The organism is Antribacter gilvus (assembly GCF_003946865.1).
In the GTDB taxonomy this organism is placed as follows: Bacteria; Actinomycetota; Actinomycetes; order Actinomycetales; family Cellulomonadaceae; genus Antribacter; species Antribacter gilvus.
Genome location: NZ_QXTH01000001.1, coordinates 785,490 through 805,672, shown reverse-complemented (window position 1 = coordinate 805,672; position 20,183 = coordinate 785,490). Strand labels below are relative to the sequence as shown.

The 20,183-nt window shown below is 72.2% G+C and carries 10 protein-coding genes; 5 read left to right on the top strand and 5 right to left on the bottom strand.

Annotated elements, in window-relative coordinates; genetic code table 11:
* Window positions 1-77: 77 nt before the first annotated feature.
* Entirely contained in the window at window positions 78-5,891 is a 5,814-nt protein-coding gene (gene pulA, locus D1350_RS03480) for a pullulanase-type alpha-1,6-glucosidase (RefSeq protein WP_125773822.1), read from the bottom strand.
* Window positions 5,892-6,046: 155 nt separating this feature from the next.
* Here pulA and D1350_RS03475 point away from each other — a divergent pair, with 155 nt between their 5' ends.
* Window positions 6,047-7,513, top strand: coding sequence for an MFS transporter (locus D1350_RS03475; RefSeq protein ID WP_240643839.1), 1,467 nt, complete (start codon window positions 6,047-6,049; stop codon window positions 7,511-7,513).
* Window positions 7,514-7,563: 50 nt separating this feature from the next.
* Here the strand turns inward: D1350_RS03475 and D1350_RS03470 are convergent, their stop codons facing one another.
* Together D1350_RS03470 and D1350_RS03465 are read right to left on the bottom strand one after the other, a co-directional pair.
* Window positions 7,564-8,172, bottom strand: coding sequence for a dihydrofolate reductase family protein (locus D1350_RS03470; RefSeq protein WP_125773820.1), 609 nt, complete (start codon window positions 8,170-8,172; stop codon window positions 7,564-7,566).
* Window positions 8,173-8,196: 24 nt separating this feature from the next.
* On the bottom strand, window positions 8,197-11,820 hold the full coding sequence (locus D1350_RS03465; RefSeq protein ID WP_125773818.1) for an ATP-binding cassette domain-containing protein: 3,624 nt from the start codon (window positions 11,818-11,820) through the stop codon (window positions 8,197-8,199).
* A 210-nt stretch (window positions 11,821-12,030) separates the two neighbouring features.
* Between D1350_RS03465 and D1350_RS03460 the strand changes: the two genes are divergently transcribed.
* On the top strand, window positions 12,031-12,975 hold the full coding sequence (locus D1350_RS03460) for a Fic family protein (protein WP_125773816.1): 945 nt from the start codon (window positions 12,031-12,033) through the stop codon (window positions 12,973-12,975).
* Window positions 12,976-13,036: 61 nt separating this feature from the next.
* Here D1350_RS03460 and D1350_RS03455 read toward each other — a convergent pair whose 3' ends face one another.
* Window positions 13,037-15,247, bottom strand: coding sequence for an NADP-dependent isocitrate dehydrogenase (locus D1350_RS03455; RefSeq protein ID WP_125773814.1), 2,211 nt, complete (start codon window positions 15,245-15,247; stop codon window positions 13,037-13,039).
* 148 nt (window positions 15,248-15,395) lie between these two features.
* The gene (locus D1350_RS03450; protein WP_125773812.1) at window positions 15,396-16,382 is read right to left on the bottom strand and encodes a malate dehydrogenase; all 987 of its coding nucleotides are present in this window, start codon (window positions 16,380-16,382) and stop codon (window positions 15,396-15,398) included.
* A 260-nt stretch (window positions 16,383-16,642) separates the two neighbouring features.
* On the opposite strand from D1350_RS03450, the gene D1350_RS03445 reads away from it, so the two are divergent.
* The 3 genes from D1350_RS03445 to D1350_RS03435 all read left to right on the top strand — a co-directional run bounded on the left by D1350_RS03445 (window position 16,643) and on the right by D1350_RS03435 (window position 20,106).
* A complete protein-coding gene (locus D1350_RS03445; protein WP_125773810.1) occupies window positions 16,643-17,629 on the top strand; it encodes an MIP/aquaporin family protein in 987 nt (328 codons plus the stop codon).
* A 236-nt stretch (window positions 17,630-17,865) separates the two neighbouring features.
* Window positions 17,866-18,840, top strand: a complete 975-nt coding sequence (locus D1350_RS03440; RefSeq protein ID WP_125773808.1) for a CD225/dispanin family protein — start codon at window positions 17,866-17,868, stop codon at window positions 18,838-18,840.
* A 57-nt stretch (window positions 18,841-18,897) separates the two neighbouring features.
* Window positions 18,898-20,106, top strand: a complete 1,209-nt coding sequence (locus D1350_RS03435) for a septum formation family protein (RefSeq protein WP_125773806.1) — start codon at window positions 18,898-18,900, stop codon at window positions 20,104-20,106.
* Window positions 20,107-20,183 lie beyond the last annotated feature (77 nt).

The following is a 20,183-nucleotide window of genomic DNA, read 5'->3' as shown; positions in this document are numbered from 1 at the left end:
GAGAACGTCATCAGGTACCGCCACCTCCCTGGTGGCGGTACCTGATGACGTTCTCGAAGCGGACTGGCAAGACAGGGTCAGCCCTGCGGGTCCTCCAGCACCGCCACCGTGCGCGCCGGGACCGTCACGGTCCCGGTCGCCGCGTCCCAGGTGGTCTCCCGCACCACCGCGTCGGAGCCACCGGCCTGGACCGGCGACAGCGCGAAGTCACGCCCGGCGAGCCCGGCCACGGTGATCGTCACCGGCGACGGCGACGCGTTGAACACCGTGAGCACCCCGTCCAGCGAGGGGTCCACGTCCGCAGTACCAGCGAGGTCGTCCACCGACATGACGACCACGCCCGGTGCCGCGTCCGGGCCGGAGCCCGGGAACGTGACCTTCTCCTGGATCAGGTCGGCCGTACCGAGCCGGAACAGCCGCGTCGAGGACCGCAGCTCCAGCAGGTCGAGCGCCGCTGCCTCCGACGCCGCGATCTGGTCGGCGCCGGGCTTGAGCGCCGGGTCGGCGAGCAGCGGCGCCATGATGGGCCACTTCTCCTCGTTGTCCGCCGCGAGCGGCAGACCGCGGCCGAACCCGTTGTCCTGGCCCGACCAGTCGATCGCGTTGAACCAGTCACCGGAGTCGTACGAGTTCCGGTCGAGCGACTTGGACCGCAGCAGGTCCGTGCCGGCGTGCCAGAACGACGGCGTCTGGGAGAGCGCGGCGGTCGCGAGCGACACGGTGTTCATCCGGACCCGGTCCTCGATCGAGGTGGCGACGGGCAGCTTCAGCGTGAGCAGGTCGAACAGCGTCTCGTTGTCGTGCGCGTCGACGTACGTGACGACCTCCTCCGGAGAGTCCGCGTACCCGGCGGGCGCGCCGCGGTAGTCGAGCTCCTCGCCGCGCTGCACGGTGCCGCTCGACGTGAGGAACGTGTAGTCCCGAAGGTTCCCGGCCAGGCCAAGCCGGACCAGGTCGGTCTGGTGCGCCAGGTCAGCCGCCTCGTCGGCGCCCCCGTCGTTGACCGACGACGGGTCCCCGGCCCGCGCCTCACGCCCGTTCGGGGCGGTGAAGAGGCCGGTGCCGAAGCCCTGCGTGAACGTCGACGCCCCGTCAACCGGGGACCCGCCGTGCACGGCGTCGCGCAGCCGGTCGCTGAACGTGCCGATCCCCGTGCCGCCGAGCTGGCCCTGGGTGGCCTGCTCGAAGAGCGCGTTGTTCGCCACCTCGCCGAAGTTCCAGCCCTCGCCGTACAGGTAGACGGAAGACCCGTCCACGCCGTCGTCGTCCAGGGTCAGGGAGTCGAGGGCGGCCCGCACGGCCAGCATGTTGTCCACCGAGTGGTGGCCCATGAGGTCGAACCGGAAGCCGTCCACGCGGTAGTCGCGCGCCCAGGTGACCACGGAGTCGACCATGAGCCGCTCAGCCATCTCGTGCTCCGTCGCCACGTTCTGGCAGCAGGTCGAGGTCTCGACCGCACCCGTCACGGGGTTGAGGCGCTGGTAGTAGCCGGGGACCACCCGGTCCAGCACCGACTTCCCGGCCTGCCCGGACGCGGCCGTGTGGTTGTAGACCTGGTCGAGCACCACCTGCAGACCCGCGGCGTGCAGCGAGCCCACCATGGTGCGGAACTCGGCGACCCGCTCGCCGCCGTGCGGCGACACCGCGTACGAGCCCTCCGGCGCCAGGAAGTGGTACGGGTCGTAGCCCCAGTTGAAGGCGTCCTGGCCCTGGACCGCGGCCACTGCCGCCTGCTGCTCGGCCGAGTCGGGCGCGAACCCGCTCAGGTCACCGGTCGTGGCCTGGGCCGCGGGGTCCTCCTCGATGCTCGCGATGTCGAAGGTGGGCAGCAGGTGCACGGTGGTCATCCCGGCGTCGGCCAGGGTGCGCAGGTGCTGCATGCCGTCCGAGTCCTCGACGCCGAACGCCAGGTACGACCCGCGCAGCTCCTCCGGCACCGTCTCGTCCGAGACGGAGAAGTCCCGCACGTGCAGCTCGTAGATGGTCTGGTCCACCGGCCGCTCCACGACCGGTGCGGGCGTGGTGCGCCACACGCGCGGCTGGAACGCCTTGTCGTCGAGCGACACCACGACCGAGTGCGTCGAGTTGAGCGCGAGCCCCACGGAGTACGGGTCGGTGACCACGTTGGTCTCCACCCGCCCGGTCGAGGGCACGTAGACCCGCACCTCGTACCGGTAGCTCGCGCCGTACCAGGGGTAGTTCTTGTCGACGGCCTTGCCGTCGACGGTCCACGTGCCGTCCGCCTGACGCTTCGCGTCGATGCGGCGCGGCTCGGCGTCGGGCGCGGCTCCCGCCGGGGTGACCAGCAGGTCCACGTCCTTGGCCGTGGGCGCCCACAGCGCGAACGACGCCCACTTCTTGCTCCCGTGCACGGTCACGCCCAGCGTGCGGTCCGTCGCGAACAGGTCGTCGAGCACGCCCGGCACCTGAACACCGGTGGCAGCGGTCAGGACGTCGCCGTCGGCCCGGGTCACCAGGAGCTGACCGGTCAGCACGGCCTCGGCCGCGGCCCGGTCCAGGCCCTCGACGCGCAGCGGGGTGTAGCCCGCGAGCGCCGGGAAGTCCGCGGCCACGTCGTCGGGCACGCCGTCGGCGGCCACCAGGGTGTACGACGCCGGGGCCTCGCCCTCGGCGGGGCCCGTCACCTCCCCGTCGGTCACCTCGAGCCCGCCCTCGGGGGCGGTCCAGAGGGTCCAGGCGTCGCCCGTGCCGAGGTCGGCGGGGACGAGCACGAGATCCTCGCGGACCCAGTGCGCGGCCTGCTGCCCGGTGCCGGGCAGCGGCGGGTTGGCCGTCTCGATGGTGAGGACGTGGGTGGCGAGGTCGTAGGAGAAGTTCACGAGGTCGCCGTCGGACACCGAGAAGCTGTAGTTGGCGCCGCCGGGCGCGCCGCCCTGGCCGTAGTTCTCGGCCCAGCTCAGGCCGTGGGCCACCTTCACCTCGTAGGCGCCGCCGGCGAGGTCGTCGGTGCTCCACGTGTAGACGCCGTCACCGTCGGGGTCCTTGGCCCACGTCGCGAGGCAGTCGGGGGCCCAGCTGCCGGGGCAGCCCACCTGGTCCTGGTAGGAGCCGGGGAGGGTGATGATCGGGCCCTGCGCGGTGGACGAGAAGTCGTGCGTCACGGGGTCCCAGTAGAAGGTGACGGGGCCGCCGTCGTGGTGGTACGTGGCGTTCGAGCCGCCGGGCGCGCCGCCCACGCCGTAGTTGACCGCCCACGACCCGTTGATGGCGACCTTGTACTCGTAGTCGCCGGCGGGGAGGTCGAAGGTGCCGCCCCAGACGCCGTCGGCGCGCTGGGTGAGGCGGGCACCCTCGCAGTCCGGGGTCCAGTCCCCGGCGCAGCCCATCTCGCTGTTGTGCGAACCGGGCACGGTGACCATGTCGATCTCCGGCTCGGGCTCCACGTCGCCGGGGACGCCGCTGACGTCGACGCCGACGGAGGCGAACGTGGAGGCCGCGGCGCGGTCGCCGTCGGCGTCCGTGGTGACGGCGCGGTACTCGACCAGCGTGCCCTGGGGCAGACCGGTCACGTCGTGGAAGACGCGCGGCGTGGTGTCCTCGGCGGTGCCGAGGGCCGTCCACTCCGCGGTGCCCACCTGGCGCCAGGCGAAGGACGTCTCGGCCCAGGCGTGGTCGATGGCGGCGGACACCGGTGCGGTGCCGCTCAGGGCGGCGCCCGGGCGGGCCCCGGCGGTCACGGAGAGGGTGCCCGCGGTGTCCGCGCCCACGGGGCGGTCGGCCACCAGGACGACGGCGGAGCGGGCCGGGACGGTCAGCGTGACCGAGCCCTCGGCGTCGGCCGTGACGGGGGTGTCCGTGCCGTGGAGGGCCGTATAGGTGGCGCCCGGGGTGAGGGTGCCGAACGTGGCAGTCCGGGCCTCGGCCGCATTGTTGGCCGCGACCAGGTGCTCCACCTTCTCGGTACGGTCCACGCGGGCGAAGGCGTAGACGCCCGCGCCGTTCTCCGCGTAGAGCTCCACCTGGGCGCCGGTGCTCAGCGCCGGGCGGGACTCGCGCAGGGCCGCCAGGCCCGCGATGTGCGTGTAGAGCGGCGCGTCGGTGGCGTAGCGGTCCACGCTGCCCGCGTTCTCGCCGGTGACGAGCGGCTGGTTCGCGTACTCGGACACCTGGGTCGCGAACAGCGTCTGCCGGGCGTCCTTGTCGCCGCCCGTGCCCGCGAAGCCCTGCTCGTCGCCGTAGTAGACCACCGGCTGGCCGCGCGTGAGGTACATGAGCTCGTGCGCCAGCTCGTCGCGGGCCAGCGGGTCGTCGCTGCTGCGCAGCATGTAACCCACGCGGCCCATGTCGTGGTTGCCGAGGAAGGTCGGCAGCGCCGAGGCGCTGCTGTCGGCGGTGGTGTAGTGGTCGTCGCTCGCGAAGAGGTTCGCCAGGCCGCGGGCGCTGTTGCCGCTCGCGAAGCTGGTGGCCGCCGCCTGGAACGAGAAGTCGAGGACCGAGCTCATGTCGGTGTCGCGGACGTACGGGGCCGTCTTGGTCGCGTCGGCGTCGTAGACCTCGCCGAACATGAAGAAGTCAGCCTTGCCCTGGGCGTGCGCGTAGTCGAGGACCTCGGTGGTCCACTCCTGCCAGAACTCCTTGTTCACGTGCTTGACGGTGTCGATGCGGAAGCCGTCGATGCCCAGGTCGATCCAGGCCTGGTACACCTGCACGAAGCCGTCCACCACCGTAGGGTGCTCCGTCATGAGGTCGTCGAGGCCGTCGAAGTCGCCGTAGGTGACCGACTCGCCCGTCCACGTCGAGTTGCCCCGGTTGTGGTAGAGCGTGGGGTCGTTGAGCCAGGCCGGGACCTTGAGGTCCTGGTCCGCCGGCGCCACCACGGGGGTGTACGGGAACGACGTCGCCGGGTCCAGCGTGGGGAACGTGTCCGTGCCCGCGTAGGTGGCCGGGTCGAAGACGGTTCCCGCCGCGTCGCGGTACGGGTCCGTCGCCTGGTCCACGTACGAGTACTGACCCTCGGCGTAGTCGACGACGTCCGCCGTGTGGTTGGTGATGATGTCGAAGTAGACCTTGATCCCGCGGGCGTGCGCGTCGTCGATGAGCGCGCGCAGCTCCTCGTTGGTGCCGAGGTGCGGGTCGATCTGCGTGAAGTCGGTGATCCAGTAGCCGTGGTACCCGGCGCTCGCGTTCGCACCGGTGCCCTGGACCGGGCGGTTGAGGAAGCTGGGGGTGAGCCAGATCGCCGTCGTGCCCAGACCCTCGACGTAGTCGAGGTTCTGCCGCAGGCCGGCGAGGTCGCCGCCCTGGTAGAAGCCCTTGTTGGTGGGGTCGAAGCCGTGGTCGAGCGCGCCGCCGGCCACGCCGCCCGTGTCGTTCGCCGGGTCGCCGTTGGCGAACCGGTCGGTCATGACGAAGTAGAAGCGCTCGTCCGAGCCGGGCTGGCGGACCGGGGCGGCCGCGAGGGCGGCGTCGGCCTCCGAGTACTCGCCCGCGAGGGTCAGCGGGGTGAGGGCGATGCGGTGCGTCGTGTCGTCGTAGGTGACCCGCACGGTCGCCGGGCCGCCGAGGGTCAGCGGGGCGTTGTCGGCGCCGCCGTCGCGCCCGTACGCCTCGTCCCAGGTGTCGTTCAGGGCGACCTTGTACTCGTACGAACCGGCCGGGAGGTCGAACTCGGCCGTGAACGTGCCGTCAGCCGCGGGCGCGAGCTCCGTGGCGGCGCAGGCCGGGTCCCAGTCGGAGGCGCAGCCGAGCTCGTCCTGGAGGTTGCCGACGAGGGCCGCCGTGCGGTCCGCGGCGGAGGCGGTGGTGGCGGCGATCCCGGCGAGCCCGGCGACGGCGAGGAGCGCGCCGGAGGCGAGCACCGCCGTCGGGCGCCGTAGTCGGAGGAGCCGCCCTGGGGGGAGGTGGGGTAGGCCGCGTGCAGCGCGAGACATGGAGACTCCTTCGTCGTCCGGGTGGTGCCACGTTCAGTGTGGTCCGGCAGCGTGATCCGCGCCTGACTGTAACGCTTGCAGAAACGTGCAGCAAGGCTGCTGGGCAGGCCCGCCCGGGCGGGCCGCCCCGGCCCGCCCGCCGTACGCTGACCCGCGTGACCACCCCGACGGACGCCGGAGCCGGAGACGCCCCCACGCGACGCTCCTGGCTCGCCCTCGCGGTCCTCCTGCTGGGGATCGGCATGGCCCTGCTCGACACCACCATCGTGAACGTCGCGCTGCCGACCATCCGGACGTCCCTCGACGCGTCCGAGGCCACCCTGTCCTGGATCATCTCGGGGTACGCGCTGGCCTACGGCCTCGCGCTGATCCCGGCGGGCCGGGTCGGCGACCGGTTCGGGCACAAGTGGGTGTTCGTCGTCGGTCTGACCGGGTTCACGCTCGCGAGCCTCTGGTGCGGGCTCGCGTCCGGCGGCACCGAGCTCGTCGTCGCCCACGTCGCCCAGGGCCTCGCGGGCGGCATCTTCTTCCCGGCCGTCAACGCCATGATCCAGCTGATGTTCACCGGCGGGTCCCGGGGCAAGGCGCTGGCCGTCATGGGCGCCACGATCGGCGTGGCCACCGCGCTCGGCCCCATCGTGGGCGGGCTCCTCATCGAGGCGCTCGGCGAGGCCGAGGGCTGGCGCTCGATCTTCTTCGTCAACCTGCCGTTCGGCGTGATCTGCGTGGCAGCGGCGGTCTGGCTGCTGCCGGGCATCGTGGTCCGGAAGGACCGGCCCAGAACGGGGGTCGACGGCGTCGGCCTCGTGCTGCTCACCGTCGCGCTCGTGGCGCTGCTGGTCCCGCTGATCGAGGGCGAGGGCCTGGGCTGGCCGCTGTGGACCTGGCTGTCGCTCGGCGGGAGCGTGCTGCTCCTCGTGCTGTTCGCGCTCTGGGAGGTGCGGACCGTGCGCCGGGGCCGCTCGCCGCTGGTCCCACCGCACCTGTTCAGCCACGCGTCGTTCACGGGCGGCGTCATCCTCGCGATGGTCTACTTCGCGTCGTTCACCAGCATCTTCTTCGTCATCTCGATCTTCTGGCAGGCCGGGCTGGGCCACACGGCCCTCGAGTCCGGCATCGTGTCCATCCCCTTCGCACTGGGGAGCATCGTCGGCGCGGCCACGAGCAACCAGCTCGCGGCACGGCTGGGGCGCACCGTCCTCGTGCTCGGCACGAGCATGGTCGCCGCCGGGCTGATCGCGGTCTGGCTCATCCTCGTCCTGGTGCCCAGCGCCCACCTCAACCACTGGCAGCTGCTGGTGCCCCTCCTCGTGGCCGGTGTGGGTAACGGGCTGTTCATCGCGCCCAACGCGCAGTTCATCATCGCCACGGTGGACCGCCCCGAGGCGGGGGCCGCCTCGGGGGTGCTCGGCACGATCCAGCGGATCGGGTCCGCGGCGGGCATCGCCATCGTGGGGTCCGTCTTCTTCGGCACGCTCACGCTGCCCGCCGGGCGGCCCAGCCCCGCGGACCTGGCCGACGCCTTCGGCCACTCGGCGGCCGTGGCGATGTCGCTCAGCGCGGCCTTCGCCGTGCTGGCGTTCGCGCTCGTGTTCGCCCTGCCGCGGCAGGTCCGGCGCTGATCGGCGGTGGCCGGGGCCGTGGGCGGGTCGCGCCCGCTCGTGGCGTCCGGTCAGCCCTTGGCCAGGTGCTGCTTGGCCTCGTCGTACGAACCCTGGCGCGCGGCCGTGTCCGGGCCGTAGACGAGGTGCAGCACGCCGGTGTCGAACGGCTTCGCCGAGAGCAGCCGCAGCGGGAGCACGGGGCCGTCGTCGTCGAAGAGCCGCGCGCCGCTGCCCGCCGCGATCGGGTGCACGAAGAGGTGCAGCTCGTCGATCAGCCCGGCCGCCAGGAGCTGCCGCACCACTGAGGGCGAGCCGCTCAGGGCGATGTGACCCGGCTGCCGCCGAAGCTCCCGGACCGCGTCGACCAGGGCGCCGCGGAGCTGCTCGGAGTTGCGCCACGAGAACCGGAGCGGCTGGCTCGAGACGACGATCTTGCGCATGTCACCGAGCCTCCGGGCGAAGTCGGCGTCCACGTCGCCCGCTTCCTCACGCTCGGGCCAGGCGCCGGCGAAGCTCTCATAGGTCACCCGGCCGAACAGCATCGTGTCGGCCGACCCCTGCCCCGAGTCGACCGCGGCGCCCATCTCGTCGTCGTAGTACGGGAAGTGCCAGGCGCCGTCGCCGACCTCCACGACGCCGTCGAGAGCGATGAACAGGCTGGACGTGATCTTGGCCATGGAGCAACGATGCCGTCGGGCGGGTCAGCCCGCCAGGTGGGACCAGCGGGCCGAGAGCTCGCGCCACGGGCCTACGTCGGCCACCGCGCCGTCCTCGAGCACCACCACACGGTCTGCCCGGGCCAGCGCGGCGCGCTTGGAGGTGGAGCCGATCACCGTGGTACCCCGCTCGCGGAGCGAGTCCCACAGCTCGATCTCCGTGCGCGCGTCCAGGGCCGACGACACGTCGTCCGCCAGGAGCAGCTCGGTCTCGGCCGCCAGCGCCCGTGCCAGCGCGAGCCGCTGGACCTGACCGCCGGAGAGCCGGACGCCCCGGTGCCCGACGAGGGCGTGGGAACCACCCGCGTCGGCGACGTCCCGCTCGAGGCGCGCGCCGCTGATCGGGCCGTCCAGGTCGCGGTCGTGGTCGAGGCGCACGTTCTCGGCGAACGTACCGGACATGACGCGCGGAACCTGTGCGACGTGGGCGACCTGGCCGGGCCGCAGGAACGCCTGCGCGTCGGTGACCGGGGTGCCGTTCCAACGGATCTGGCCCGTGTGCTCCATCAGGCCCGCCAGGGCGGACAGGAGCGACGACTTGCCGGACCCCACCTGGCCGAGCAGGAGCACGAGCTCGCCGCGCGGCACCGTGAGGTCGACGCCGGACACGCCGAGCGTGCCGTCGTCGTGCACCGCTGTGACGCCCTGCAGGTCGAGGGTCACGAGGGGCTCGCGGGTCACTGCCGGCGGCTCCGGCGCGGAGCCCGTCACGAGGTCGACGCCGGGGACCGGCGCGACGAGGTCGGTGCCGCCGGCGAGGCGGGCCGTGGCGACCTGCCACGCCCGGGTACCCGGTGCCTCCGTGACGACCGCGCCCGCCACGGTCCCGAACCACCCGAAGCCGAGAACAGCGTTGGCCACGAGCAGCGTCGTCGCCAGGTCCCAGGTGCCGCCGAGGTACAGACCCCACGCCGCGACCATGCCGAGGTTCAGGGTGACGATCGGGACGCCGTCGAGCACGGCCTGGACGCGGTGCTCGAAGATCGCCGCGTCCACGCGGCCCGAGTCCACGCGCCGCAGGTGCTCGTGGACGTCGTGGGTGCGCGCGGCCAGCTTGACGGTCCGGGCGGCGTCCAGCGCCGACACGAGCGACCGGCCGAACCGGGCGCGCGCCGCGGAGGACCCGGCCGCGCTGCGCCCGGCGATCGGGCGGCCCACGGCGGACGCCGCCGCCGAGATCAGCATGACCCCCGCCAGGACGCCGCCCGCGAGCCAGGACCGGGCGATCAGCGCGGTGACCAGCGCGATGACGATGCCGTTCCCGAAGTCGACCCACCGGTCGGTGTACCGGACGTACCGGTCGGAGTCCATGGCACGAGCCACGACCTCGCCGGGCGCGGTGGCGGGCAGGCGGTGCTGCTGCGTCTGCCCGTGCAGCACGCGCATGCGTACCCGGAGGCTGTTCTCGATCCACCAGCGCGGGTACCCGTAGATGGCCCAGGCCAGGCTGATCGGAGCGAGGATCACCAGCACCCCGAGCACGACCAGCAGCGCGGTCGGGTGGTCTCCCTCGCGCACCGACTCGACGATCCGGCCCCACAGGAAGCCGGTGATCGCACCCTGCGCCCCGATGAGGCTCGCGACCAGGAAGAGCGCGCCCGGCACCAGGCCCCAGACCGGGCGCACGAACAGCATGTGCAGAACGCCGCGCCAGAGGCTGGGCCCGTCCCCCACGACCGGCACGTCGGGCGGCGAGCCCTGGCGGCGCCGGGTGCCGACGGCTTCCTGGGCGCGGGGCTCCGGCTCCGGCTCGCCGCCGGGGGTGGCGGTAGTCGGAGCAACGGTGGCCGGGGCGGCAGGGAGGGCCGAGGCCGAGGCCGTGCGGGCCGCGACAAGCTCTCCCTGGTCGTCGAGGGCGCCGTGGTGGGCCGCTCCCGCCCGGACGAGCTCGCGGAAGGGGCCCTCGACGAGCGCCAGGGCAGCCCGGTCGCCCTGCTGGACGACGCGGCCGTGGTCGAGGACCGCTACCAGGTGCGCCCGCTCGATGGTGGACAGGCGGTGGGCGATGAGGACGCCCGTGCGCCCCGTCAGGAGCCGCTCGGACGCGGCGACGACGCGCGCCTCGGTCAACGGGTCCATCCGCGCGGTGGCCTCGTCGAGGACCACGACCTGGACGTGCCGCACGAGCAGCCGCGCGAAGGCGACGAGCTGCTCCTCCCCGGCCGAGAGCCGGGTGCCCCCGGGGCCGAGCGGGGTCTCCAGACCGTCCGGCAGGCCGTCGACCCAGTCGGTCAGGCCGAGCTCCGCCACGGCGGCCTCGATCTCGGCGCGCGGGACGGGCGCGAACAGCGCGATGTTCTCGGCGAGCGTCCCGGCGAGAATCTCGGTGCGCTGCGTCACCACGCCGACCGCCCGGCGCAGGTGCTCGAGGTCGATGTCGCGGACGTCCGTCCCGCCCAGGAACACCGTTCCCGGGTCGGGCTCGACGGCCCGTGAGAGCAGCGCCGCCACCGTCGACTTGCCCGAGCCGGTGCGCCCCACGAGGGCGATGGTCTGCCCTGCTGGCACGTCGAGCGACACGCCTTGCAGGGCGAAGGTGCCCTCGGCGTAGGAGAAGTGCAGGTCGCGCACCTCGAGACGCAGAGGTCCGTCGGGTACCGGCGCGCCGCCGGCCGGCTCGGCCGGGACGTCGAGCAGCTGCCGCAGGCGTATCACCGCGCCGATGCCCTCCTGGAGGTCGGGCAGGTTGTGCACCATGTTCGACACCTGGCCGACAACCATGCTGGTCACCAGGAACAGCGTGATGAGCTCGCCGACGCTCAGGCTGCCCGCGGCGGCGACCGTGACGCCCGCGGCCGCCACGGCGCCGAGCATGACGTGCAGCAGGACCTCGCCCCGCATGATGAGCGACCGCTCCAGCACGAGCACGTCCCGGAACTTCTGGTGGATGCGCGCGGACAGGTGCGCCAGGCGCCGCACGGCGAAGGCCTGGCCGAGGCTGGTCCGCAGGTCGTCCCGCGCGGCGACGGCCTCCTCGAAAGCCGCCGCGTGGTCGGTCCAGGCCTCCTCCTCGATCACCTTGCGGCGGGAGATCTCCGCCAGCAGCGGCCGGATCACGGCGACCACGACGGCGGTGAGGGCCGGGAAGACGAACCAGGCGGGCCACCAGGTGAGCCCGGCGACGATCCACATCGGGACCACGCCCACGAGCGTGCGGCCCATACCCCACAGCTGGCGGCGCACCAGCGTGCCGACCGCGTGCGTGTCGTCGTCCACCCGGTCCAGGATCTCGCCCACGGCCTGCTCCGTGAGGGTCCCGAGCGGCTGGCTCAGGGCTGCCGTGAGCAGGTCGCCGCGGAGCTTGCCCTCCGCACGGTCCACCACCCCGGCCCAGACCACCTGCCCGACGCTGTCGATCAGCGCGCCGCCGACGACGCACGCGGCGAGCACGACGAGCCCCGCCACCGTAGCGTTCTGCCCGAGCCGGCCGGCCGCGACGGCGCCGAACGTCTGTCCGAGGGCGCCCACCGCGAGCGCCACCAGCGCGGCCGTTGCCGCGGGCGCGGCCAGTCGCCGCCAGTCGAGCCGGCGGGCAGGGTCGTCGAGGTGCTGGCGGGGCGCCGGGGTGGGCGCCGCCGGGGCAGGTCGGGTGAGGGTTGTCTCGGACATCGTTCTCGACACTACGTCGCGCTACCGACAACTCCCCAAGGTTTTTCCACAGGCCCGCGCACGTTTGTCGTGTTGCGATTAACTTCCTACGTCCTCGACAAGTCAGCGGGCGCTCGGAAGATTGTTGTGTTCCAATTAATCGTGGCCCAACGCAACAACTCTCGCGGACGACCGACCCGTCAAGACGTCTATGACCGGCTCGATCAGGCCATGACCGAACTCGGCGAGCGGCTCGGCGGCCTGCCCAACCCTCAGGAAGCCGCTGCGATCTGGGATGACATCTGGGTGCACGAGGCTCACAACTCGACCGCCATCGAGGGCAACACACTGGTTCTGCGCGAAGTGGAGCACCTTCTCGTCGAAGGGCGTGCCGTCGGTAGCAAGGACCTGGCGGAGTACATGGAGGTCAAGGGCTACAGCGACGCAGCTCGATGGGTCTATCGCCAGGCGATCGATCCGGCAGCACTCGGCGACGGTGAGCTGGTCACACTGACCGAGGTGCGATACGTGCACGAGCTTGCAATGGGACCGGTTTGGTCGGTAGCCCCGCACCCCGAAGCGGGCGCCGAGGAGAGTCCTGGCAGCTTCCGGAAGCACGACATCCGCGCCTTCCCCGATGGGATGCGCCCGCCATCGCATGCACTCGTCGACGCGACAATGCGCGACTGGCTCGATCTCGCCAACACCGTGAGGAGTCGGCCGGGACATCTGATGGAGGGTCTCGCCGAGGTCCACGTTCGGTTCGAACAAGTACATCCGTTCCTCGACGGAAACGGTCGCACCGGCAGGCTCCTGCTCAACCTCGTCCTTGTTCGACTCGGCTACGCGCCGGCAATCATCCAGAAGCGCGAGCGTACGCGCTACCTTACGGCGCTCAGGCGCGCTGACCGAGGGAACCTTGGACCTCTCGCCGAACTTCTCGCGAGAACTGTCCTGGACAACGTCTACCGGTTCGTCGTGCCAGCTGTCGCCGGTCCCGCGCGACTTGTGCCACTGGCCTCTCTCGCCACGGCAGACATCAGCGTGACGGCGCTCCGCGCTGCCGCCGAGCGAGGACGTCTGAACGCTCAACGCGGTGATGACGGCCACTGGCGCAGCACCCTGGCCTGGGTCGACGAGTACATCGCAAGCCGGTGGAGGCGCCGCACGGGGTGACCGGCGCCGGGCCGGACGCCTTCCGCAGAAGGCGACCGGCCCGGCGTCGGGCAGCACTACGTCAGAGCGACGCGAGCGCCTCGTTGAACGTCGCGCTCGGGCGCATGACCGCCGAGACCTTGGTCTCGTCGGGGCGGAAGTAGCCGCCGATGTCGGCCGGCGTGCCCTGGACCGCGAGCAGCTCGGCCACGACGGCGTCCTCGTTCTTCACGAGGGCCTCGGCGAGCGGGGCGAACGCGGCTGCCAGCTCGGCGTCGTCCGACTGCCCGGCCAGCTCCTGCGCCCAGTAGAGCGCGAGGTAGAAGTGCGAGCCGCGGTTGTCGATGGTGCCGAGACGACGGCCCGGGGACCGGTCCTGCTCGAGGAACGTGCCGGTCGCGCGGTCGAGCGTCTCGCCGAGCACCTTGGCACGAGCGTTGCCCTCCACCTCGGCGAGGTGGTCGAACGACGCCGCGATGGCGAAGAACTCACCGAGGCTGTCCCAGCGCAGGTAGTTCTCCTGCACGAGCTGCTGCACGTGCTTCGGCGCGGAGCCGCCGGCCCCGGTCTCGAACAGGCCGCCGCCGTTCATCAGCGGGACGATCGAGAGCATCTTGGCGGAGGTACCCACCTCGAGGATCGGGAAGAGGTCCGTGTTGTAGTCGCGCAGCACGTTGCCGGTCACCGAGATGGTGTCCTCGCCGCGGCGGATGCGCTCCACCGAGTAGGCGGTGGCGGCGGCCGGGTCCATGATCTCGATCGTGAGGCCCGTGGTGTCGTGGTCCTGCAGGTACGTGCGCACCTTGGCGATGATGTTCGCGTCGTGCGCGCGGTCCTCGTCGAGCCAGAAGATGGCCGGCACGCCGGTCGCGCGGGCGCGGTTGACGGCCAGCTTGACCCAGTCGCGGACCGAGGCGTCCTTGGTCTGGCAGGCGCGCCAGATGTCGCCGGTACGGACCTCGTGCTCGACGACGGCCTCGCCGGCAGCGTTCACGACCCGGATGACGCCGTCGGCCGGGGCCTCGAACGTCTTGTCGTGGGAGCCGTACTCCTCGGCCGCCTTGGCCATGAGGCCCACGTTCGGTACCGAGCCCATGGTGGCCGGGTCGTAGGCTCCGTTGGCCTTGCAGTCGTCGATGACGGTCTGGTAGACGCCGGCGTACGACGAGTCGGGGATCACCGCGAGGGTGTCGGCCTCTTCGCCGTCGGGGCCCCACATGTGGCCGCCGATGCGGATCATCGCGGGCATGGAGGCGTCGACGATGACGTCGGACGGGACGTGCAGGTTGGTGATCCCCTTGTCGGAGTTCACCATCGCCAGGCGCGGGCCCTCGGCCAGGGCGGCCTCGAAGGCGGCCTGGATCTCGGCGCCGTTGTCGAGCTCGCCGAGCCCGTCGAGGATCCCGCCGAGGCCGTCGTTGGGCGAGAGGCCCGCAGCGGCGAGCTGGTCGCCGTACGTGTCGAAGACCGGCTTGAAGTAGGCCCGCACCACGTGGCCGAAGATGATCGGGTCGGAGACCTTCATCATCGTGGCCTTGAGGTGCACGGAGAACAGCACGCCCTCGGCCTTCGCTGCCGCGAGCGCGTCGGTGAGGAACGCCTGGAGCGAGGCGACGCTGAGGAAGGTGCCGTCGACGATCTCGCCCTCGAGGACCGTGAGCGAGTCCTTGAGCACGGTGACGGTGCCGTCGGCGGCCACGTGCTCGATGCGCAGGGTGTCGTCGGCCGGGATCACGACGGACTGCTCGTTGGAGCGGAAGTCGTCCTGGCCCATGGTCGCGACCCGCGTCTTCGAGTCGGCGGACCAGTCACCCATGCTGTGCGGGTGCTTGCGGGCGTAGGCCTTGACCGAAGCGGGCGCCCGGCGGTCCGAGTTGCCCTCGCGCAGCACCGGGTTGACGGCCGAGCCCTTGACCCGGTCGTAGCGCGCGCGGATCTCGCGGTCCTCGTCCGTCTCGGCGCTCTCGGGGTAGTCGGGCAGGTCGTAGCCCTGCTCCTGCAGCTCGGCGATCGCGGCCTTGAGCTGCGGCACGGAGGCGGAGATGTTGGGCAGCTTGATGATGTTGGCCTCGGGCCGCGTGGCGAGCTCGCCGAGCTCCGCCAGGGCGTCTGCCTGCGCCTGCGCCGGGGTGAGACGCTCGGGGAACTGAGCGATGATGCGGCCCGCGAGCGAGATGTCCCGGGTCTCGACGTCCACACCGGCCTGCGCCGCGTATGCCGACACGATCGGCAGGAGAGAGTACGTCGCGAGCAGCGGCGCCTCGTCCGTGTGGGTATAGATGATCTTGGCCATGAGGGGTACAGACTCCTGCCGGTCGGGGCATTCGGTGCGGGTATCTTGATATCAAGATACCTGATACCGCAGCCTTCGCGGGTCTGGGGCCGGGCGCCGGACGGGTCACCTTCTGCGGGAAGGCGACCCATCCGGCGTCGGGCACCGCTCAGAGCAGGCCGAGCGCCTTGACGGCCTCGCGCTCCTCGACCAGCTCGGCGACGGACGCGTCGATCCGGGCCCGGGAGAGCTCGCCGACCTCCAGGTCCGGCACGATCTCCCAGGCGCCGCCCGACGACGTCACGGGGAACGACGAGACGATGCCCTCGGGCACGCCGTACTCACCGCGCGACCACACGCCCGCCGACGTCCAGTCGCCCGCAGGGGTGCCGCGCACCCAGTCGTGCACGTGGCCGATGGCCGCGCTGGCCGCGGACGCGGCCGAGGAGGCGCCGCGCGCCTCGATGATCGCGGCCCCGCGCTTCGCGACGGTGGGGATGAAGTCGTTCTCCAGCCAGTTGCGGTCCTCCGCGAGCGAGGAACCGGGCGTGCCGCCCACCTCGGCATGGAAGAGGTCGGGGTACTGGGACGCGGAGTGGTTGCCCCAGATCGTCATGCGCCGGATGTCGCCCACCGGGACGCCGGACCGCCGGGAGGCCTGCGCCAGCGCCCGGTTGTGGTCGAGCCGGGTCATCGCCGTGAAGCGCTCCGGCGGTACGTCCGGCGCGTGGGACGCGGCGATCAGAGCGTTGGTGTTGGCGGGGTTGCCCACCACCAGGACGCGCACGTCGTCCGCGGCGCCGTCGTTGATCGCCCGGCCCTGGGGCCCGAAGATCCCGCCGTTCGCGGCGAGCAGGTCGGCCCGCTCCATCCCCGGGCCACGGGGCCGGGCACCGACCAGGAGCGCGACGTTGGCGCCGTCGAACGCCTTCGCGGGGTCGTCGAAGATGTCGACGCCGGCGAGCGTAGGAAAGGCGCAGTCGTCGAGCTCCATCGCGGTGCCCTCGGCAGCAGCGACCGCTGCCGGGATCTCGAGGAGCCGCAGTCGGACAGGTACGTCGGCGCCGAGCATCTCGCCCGCGGCGATGCGGAAGAGCAGCGCGTACCCGATCTGTCCTGCGGCTCCGGTGACGGTGACGTTCACGGGTGCAGTCATAGGACCACTCTGGCACCACGGCCCGCGACACGCCCGGCCCCCTGGCGCGGCGCGCCGGGCGGGCACGCCGCGGCGGGGTGCTCCACGTCACAAACAGGACCACCGGAGCAGACCAGGACGCGGTAGCGTGCGGGGGTCACGTTTGCTCACGGATCACGCCAGGTCATCGCCTCGTCCAGGTTTCCTCCAGGCGGGTGGACCAGGGTGGCTCCGCCGTCCGGCACCGCCGTGGTGCCGGCCCCCGAAAGGAAACAGTCTTCATGTCCCAGGACACCGCCGCGTACCGCGGCGTCACCGAGACGGGCACCGAGCGCGTCCACCCGCTCCTGAACCGCCTCGCCGCCGAGGCCTTCGGCACCTTCCTGCTGGTGCTCGGCATCGTCGGGACGGCCCTGTACAACATCTTCAACAACAACATGATCCTCACGGTCGCGCTGGCAGGTGGCCTCGCGCTGTTCGCCGCCATCTCGACCGTGGGGCACGTGTCCGGCGGGCACTTCAACCCCGCCGTGTCGTTCGGCGCCGCCGTCGCCGGCCGCTTCTCCTGGGCAGACGTGCTGCCCTACATGGCCGCTCAGCTGGTCGGCGCGATGGCCGCCGGGGCGATCCTCCTCGCGACCATCCCGACCTCCCTGGTCGCCGGTCTCCAGAAGGACGACACCTTCGGCGTCTTCGCCGCCACCGCCAACGGTTTCGGCATCAACTCGCCGATGTACACGAGCACCCAGGGACAGGTCCAGTTCGACCTGGTGCCCGCCCTGCTCGTCGAGATCGTCATGAGCGCCGTGTTCGTGGGAGTCATCCTCGCCATCTCGCGCCGGAGCACCGCGCCGTCCGCCGCCGTCATCGGCGGCACGCTCGCCGCCCTCCTGATCGTGTCGTGGCCGGTGTCCAACGGTGCCATGAACCCCGCCCGTTCCACGGCCTCCGCGATCCTCGCGATGGACTGGTCCTTCGCCGACGGCGTGAACTCCTGGGGCGTCAGCGGCCAGCTCTGGCTCTTCTGGGTCGCACCGCTGATCGGTGCCGCGCTCGCCGCGCTCTTCGTCCGCGCCTTCGGGGGCGAGGACGAGCCGGAGCTCGTCGGGACGGACGTCGAGGCCGACGAGGTCGAGGAGACCGCGCTCGACGAGTCCGCCGTCGAGACCACGACCGAGACGAACGAGGCGACGCCGGAGGCCGGCTCGTCCGACACCGACACCGCTGACACCGCTGCGACCACCGAGGCCAAGGGCGACAAGGCCTGACCTCTCGAGGCCGGCCGCTCGCCGACCCGCAGCATCGACCGGGAGCCCTCCCAGCGCTCCCGCACCACGGCCCCGGCCGGACCTCGTCCTGCCGGGGCCGTGTGTACTTCTCCCCATCGCTTCGCGGGGACCGTGTCGGCGGCTGCTGTTATACATGTGGCAGCGTGTGACACCCGGCACAAGGTGCGGGGACCGAGGAACGCGCAGTCCCCACCCTTTGACCGAAGAGGCCTGTCATGTCGGATCCGTTCGCCCCGCCGTCCCGTACCCCAGAGCCCGAGAAGCCCGGCGAGCAGGTCACCCAGAAGATCGGCTACGAGCCGTCGTCGACGTATCCGGCGGCCACCGCACCCGGTGCGTACCCGGCGGCGGCAGCCCCCGGCGCGTACCCCGCGGCCACGGCCCCCGGTGCGTACGAGCCCACGCCCTACGGCGGCACCCCGGGAACCACCACCGGCGTCGTCGGCACGCCCTACCCGGGCGGCCCGGCAGAGCCCAGCGACTCGCGCGGCTGGGTCATCGCGGGGTTCCTGCTGTTCTGGCCGATGGGCATCGCCGCCCTCTTCCCGTCGCTGCGGGCCTCGCGCGCCATCGGCGCCGGCGACCTGCAGACAGCCGCCACCGAGGCCGCGTCGGCCAAGAAGCGCGGGATCGTCGCGATCATCGTGGCCGCGGCGATGATCGTGCTCTACGTCATCATGTGGGTCGCGCTGGCCGGGCTCTTCCTGGCGAACATGCAGAACCTCGAGGACGGGCTGTCCAGCTCCGAGTCGGGCACCCCGCTCGAGGAGATCACCGAGGGCCTGGTCGAGGGCGACCCGTCGACCGAGCTGCCGGCGGAGGCCGTCGAGACCAGCCCGTCGGACCTCACCGTCGGTCAGTGCCTGCTCAGCACCAGCATGACCGGAGGCGAGGACACTCTCCACGTCGTCCCGTGCGAGATCCCGCACGGCGCCGAGGTCTACGCGCAGCTGCCCCTCACACAGGACACCTACCCCACCACGGACGAGGCCTTCCTCGCCGAGTACGAGCTGTGCGCCCCGGCGTTCGACGAGTTCGCCGGCATCGCCTACCTCGAGTCGGCGCTGGAGTACTGGTCGGAGATGCCCTCCGAGGAGGCCTGGGCGGCCGGCAACCACAACATCACGTGCATCATCGAGAGCTACGACGGTGACGTGGTGACGGGCACCCTCAAGGGCGCCGCGTACTGATCTCGCAGCGGGTCCGGCTGCAGGTCAGCACAGCCGGACCCGCTACGATCGCGCCCCATGGCCATCCGGAAGCGCAAGCGCCCAGACGACGCGACGGCGGACGACACGGTCGAAGCGGTCGACACGGCCGACCAGCCGGCGGACACGGCCGACCAGCCGGAGAACCTGGCCGACCAGCCGGAGGACCCGACGGACGCCGGCGACGACCCCGCGGAGAAGGCAGCTGACGAAGCGGCCGAGAAAGCGGTCGACGAGTCGGACTCCACCGGAGAGGCCGAGAGCGACCCGTCCGGCGAGGCCGAGAGCAAGTCCTCCGGCGACGCCGAGAGCGAGCCGCCCGGAGATGCCGACGAGCCGGACCTCCAGTCAGAGCCGGAGCACCACGCCAACGCACCTGTCTCGCCGCGGACCGGCTGGGTAGTGGCGGCATTCCTCCTCTTCTGGCCCCTCGCCATCCCAGCGCTCCGGTCGTCGGTGCGGGCGTCCGAGGCGAACGGCGCAGGTCGCCACGAGGAAGCCCGCAAGCAGTCGCTCCGCACGCTCGACCTGTCGCTCGGCGGCGTCTGCGTGGGCGGTTTCACGATCCTCGCCCTGGTGCTGGCCGTGGCGCTCGCCCCCACCTACGTCACGCCCGCGATGGCGGCTCGCGCCGAGGGCTACGTACCGGCAGGGCTCCTCCGGGCGATCACCGGCTACCCGCCGAGCACTCCCTCCTCCGCGGACCCGCTCCCGGAGAGCGCGGGCAACCCGACGGGCGGCACCGGCGGCACCAGCACCGGCCGCCCCGGGCAAGGCACGGGCCTCGACGACCCCACCGGCATCGGCGGCCTCGGGGACGGCGACGCACCGGCGGACGGCACGGGCTCCGTCGGCCCGGTCGACCCGGAGGGCACCAAGATCCCGGACCTCGAGGTGGGCGACTGCTTCGACACCGACGGCATCGAGGACGCCACGGTGCTCTACACGGTGCGGGTGGTGCCGTGCACCACGGCTCACGGGGCCGAGGTCTTCGCCGAGACGACGGTGGACGACCGGCTCGGCACGAGCGGGAGGGCGCCGTCGCCGGAGACCCTCTCGAACGCCGCGCACGAGTACTGCCTGCCGGAGTTCGAGGCCTTCGTGGGCGCGGCCTACGGCACGTCGTCGCTCCTCTACTGGCCGATCGTGCCGTCGGAGGAGAGCTGGGCCACCGGCGACCGCCGGGTGGCCTGCGTCGTGGAGTCGGAGCAGGACGTGCGCCGGAGCCAGGAGGGTGTCGGCCGCTGAGGGCCGCGGGGCCGGCCCGCTACGGCGGCCCGCCCCCTACGGCGGCCCGCTACGGCGGGCCGCACCCTACGGCGGGC